Origin of the sequence: Dietzia maris (genome assembly GCF_014144855.1) — a bacterium.
Taxonomy (GTDB): Bacteria; Actinomycetota; Actinomycetes; order Mycobacteriales; family Mycobacteriaceae; genus Dietzia; species Dietzia kunjamensis.
Genome location: NZ_JAALDN010000130.1, coordinates 1 through 3,679 on the forward strand (window position 1 = coordinate 1; position 3,679 = coordinate 3,679).

Consider the following 3,679-nt stretch of genomic DNA (forward strand, 5'->3'; position numbering starts at 1 on the left):
CTTGCCGGTGCCGGGCGGTGCCTGGACCACCGCGGTGCCCGCCGTGGCGAGGGCGTCCAGCAGGGCGGGCAGGGCGCGGGTGAACGGCAGCCCGCGGCCGATGCGGTCGAGATCGAACGCGCTCACGGCGCCCGGCCGCCGATCGCGTAGCTCATGGCGACGACCCTAGTGGCCGGGGATCCGGCCCGTTGCGGGGCGTTCGCTGACGGCGTACACGATCATGCAATCGTTCCCCGACCTGCCGCGTTGAACACTGGTGACGGGCCTCGTGCTGCTCCTGCGGTGCAGAGCGTCAGAACCGGCCACTACAGTGGTGAAAAACCGAGGAATGTGAGGTAGCACGATGTTCGAACGGTTTACCGACCGCGCGCGTCGCGTCGTCGTCCTGGCCCAGGAAGAGGCCAGGATGCTCAACCACAATTACATCGGCACCGAGCACATCCTGCTGGGTCTCATCCATGAGGGCGAGGGAGTGGCCGCCAAGGCCCTCGAGTCCCTCGGGATCTCGCTGGAAGCGGTGCGGAGTCAGGTCGAGGAGATCATCGGCCAGGGCCAGCAGGCGCCCAGCGGGCACATCCCGTTCACGCCGCGGGCCAAGAAGGTCCTGGAGCTGAGCCTGCGCGAGGCGCTGCAGCTCGGCCACAACTACATCGGCACCGAGCACATCCTGCTCGGCCTCATCCGTGAGGGCGAGGGCGTCGCCGCCCAGGTGCTGGTCAAGCTCGGCGCGGACCTCACGCGGGTGCGCCAGCAGGTCATCCAGCTGCTGTCCGGGTACCAGGGCAAGGAGGCCGAGGCCTCGGGCACGCCCGCGGGCTCCGGTGGTCGCGAGGCCGGGACCCCGTCGTCGTCGACGGTCCTGGACCAGTTCGGTCGCAACCTCACCCAGGCCGCCATGGAGGGCAAGCTCGACCCGGTCGTCGGTCGCGCCAAGGAGGTGGAGCGCATCATGCAGGTGCTCTCCCGGCGCACCAAGAACAACCCGGTGCTCATCGGTGAGCCCGGCGTGGGCAAGACCGCCGTCGTCGAGGGCCTGGCGCAGGCCATCGTCAACAACGAGGTCCCCGAGACCCTCAAGGACAAGCAGCTGTACTCGCTGGACCTCGGCTCGCTCGTGGCCGGGTCCCGGTACCGCGGTGACTTCGAGGAACGCCTGAAGAAGGTCCTCAAGGAGATCAACCAGCGCGGCGACATCATCCTGTTCATCGACGAGATCCACACCCTCGTCGGGGCCGGTGCCGCCGAGGGCGCGATCGACGCGGCGTCGATCCTCAAGCCCAAGCTGGCCCGCGGTGAGCTGCAGACCATCGGTGCCACCACGCTCGAGGAGTACCGCAAGCACATCGAGAAGGACGCGGCGCTCGAGCGTCGTTTCCAGCCGGTGCAGGTGCCCGAGCCGAGCGTCGAGCTGTCCATCGAGATCCTCAAGGGACTCCGGGACCGCTACGAGGCCCACCATCGGGTCACCATCACGGATTCGGCCCTGGCCGCGGCGGCCCAGCTGGCGGATCGCTACATCAACGACCGCTTCCTGCCGGACAAGGCCATCGACCTCATCGACGAGGCCGGTGCTCGCATGCGCATCAAGCGGATGACCGCGCCGCCGGACCTGCGCGAGTTCGACGAGAAGATCGCCGACGCGCGCCGTGAGAAGGAGTCCGCGATCGACGCGCAGGACTTCGAGAAGGCCGCCGGACTGCGGGACACGGAGAAGAAGCTCATCGCCGAGCGTGCCGAGCGCGAGAAGCAGTGGCGCGCGGGCGACATGGACGTGGCCGCCGTGGTCGACGAGGAGCAGATCGCCGAGATCCTGGGCAACTGGACCGGTATCCCCGTCTTCAAGCTCACCGAGGAGGAGACCACCCGTCTGCTCCGCATGGAGGACGAGCTGCACAAGCGGATCATCGGCCAGGAGGACGCCATCAAGGCGGTCTCGCGGGCGATCCGCCGCACGCGTGCGGGGCTCAAGGACCCCAAGCGCCCCTCGGGCTCGTTCATCTTCGCCGGCCCGTCCGGTGTCGGTAAGACGGAGCTGTCCAAGGCCCTGGCGAACTTCCTGTTCGGCGAGGACGACGCGCTCATCCAGATCGACATGGGTGAGTACCACGACCGCTTCACCGCCTCGCGGCTCTTCGGCGCGCCCCCCGGGTACGTCGGTTACGAGGAGGGTGGCCAGCTCACGGAGAAGGTGCGGCGCAAGCCGTTCTCGGTGGTCCTGTTCGACGAGATCGAGAAGGCCCACTCCGAGATCTACAACACCCTTCTCCAGGTGCTGGAGGACGGCCGTCTCACCGACGGTCAGGGACGCATGGTGGACTTCAAGAACACCGTGCTGATCTTCACCTCGAACCTCGGGACCAGGGACATCTCCAAGGCCGTCGGGATGGGCTTCCAGTCCTCCGACAACACCGAGGACGCCTACGAGCGGATGAAGCAGAAGGTCAACGACGAGCTGAAGAAGCACTTCCGCCCGGAGTTCCTCAACCGTATCGACGAGATCGTCGTGTTCCACCAGCTCACGCAGGAGCAGATCGTCCAGATGGTCGACCTCATGGTCAGCCGTGTGGGCGTGGCGCTCAAGGCCAAGGACATGACCATCGAGGTCACCGATCGGGCCAAGCAGCTGCTGGCCAAGCGGGGCTTCGACCCGGTCCTGGGTGCGCGGCCGCTGCGTCGCACCATCCAGCGCGAGATCGAGGACACGCTCTCGGAGAAGATCCTCTTCGGCGAGGTCGCGGCCGGCGAGCTGGTCACGGTCGACGTCGAGGGCTGGGACGGTGAGTCCGACAAGACCGAGGACGCGAAGTTCACCTTCTCGGGCGCCCCGCGTCCCGACGCCCCCGCGGACCGCGAGGGCGAGGCGATCACGGCGAGTGTCGCTCCCACCGGCGAGGCCGGCCCGGGTGACTCGCTCCCGCCGAGCACCGGTGGCTTCGGCGGCGGTTCGACCGGCGGGCCCTCGGGCACCGGCGGCGGGGCGGCTCCCGCCACCACCTGATCCGGTGCCGGTCCGATCGGACCGGGTGACGCAGAGCCCGAGCGGCTGACGCAGAGAACGACCCCCGCCACGAGGCGGGGGTCGTTCTCGTTCTCCCCGCTCGGGAACGGGGCGGCTGTGTCAGGCGGAGGGGGTCAGGCGGAGGGTGTCAGGCGGAGGGTGTCAGGCGGAGGGCTTGACGTCCATCACGACGTCGAACTCCAGCAGGTTCGCGCCCTCGGCGACGGGCTTGCCGTGCTCGCCGGCGTGGGCGGCCCGGGCGTCCCCGTCGCGCCACGCGGCAAAGGACTCCTCGTCCTCCCAGGTGGTCACCACGAAGTAGCGGGTCTCGCCGCCGGTGGGGCGCAGCAGCTGGAAACCGAGGAATCCGGGCGAGTTCTCGACGGTGTGCGCCCGCTCGGAGAAGCGGCGCTCGAGCTCGGCGCCGGCCTGCGGCGGGACGTTCAGGGCATTGATCTTCACGACGGCCATGGGCCGAGCCTACCCAGGCGGGCCTACGCGGGAAGTGAGTAGTGCTCGCCGACGCGGACGACGAGCCCGTCGCCGAGCAGCGAGTCCAGTGCCCGGTCGCGCTGGGTCGCGTCGGGCCACACCGCGTCCAGGGCGCTGCGGGCGGCGGTACCGTCGCCGTCGCGCAGGACGTCCAGCAGCAGCCCCCGCACCTGCCGGTCGCTGCCGGCG

The 3,679-nt window shown here is 69.2% G+C and carries 2 protein-coding genes and 1 pseudogene; 1 reads left to right on the forward strand and 2 read right to left on the reverse strand.

Annotation, left to right across the window (positions count from 1 at the left end):
- Positions 1 to 343 precede the first annotated feature (343 nt).
- Positions 344 to 2,998 carry an ATP-dependent Clp protease ATP-binding subunit gene (locus tag G6024_RS05010; protein WP_159148209.1) on the forward strand — a complete coding sequence of 885 codons (2,655 nt, stop codon included), beginning with the start codon at positions 344 to 346 and terminating at the stop codon, positions 2,996 to 2,998.
- Between the two features lie 162 nt (positions 2,999 to 3,160).
- Here the strand turns inward: G6024_RS05010 and G6024_RS05015 are convergent, their stop codons facing one another.
- Positions 3,161 to 3,469 carry an antibiotic biosynthesis monooxygenase family protein gene (locus tag G6024_RS05015; protein ID WP_067711618.1) on the reverse strand — a complete coding sequence of 103 codons (309 nt, stop codon included), beginning with the start codon at positions 3,467 to 3,469 and terminating at the stop codon, positions 3,161 to 3,163.
- A gap of 23 nt (positions 3,470 to 3,492) precedes the next feature.
- Positions 3,493 to 3,679: pseudogene (locus tag G6024_RS05020) on the reverse strand (A/G-specific adenine glycosylase); the annotation flags it as partial.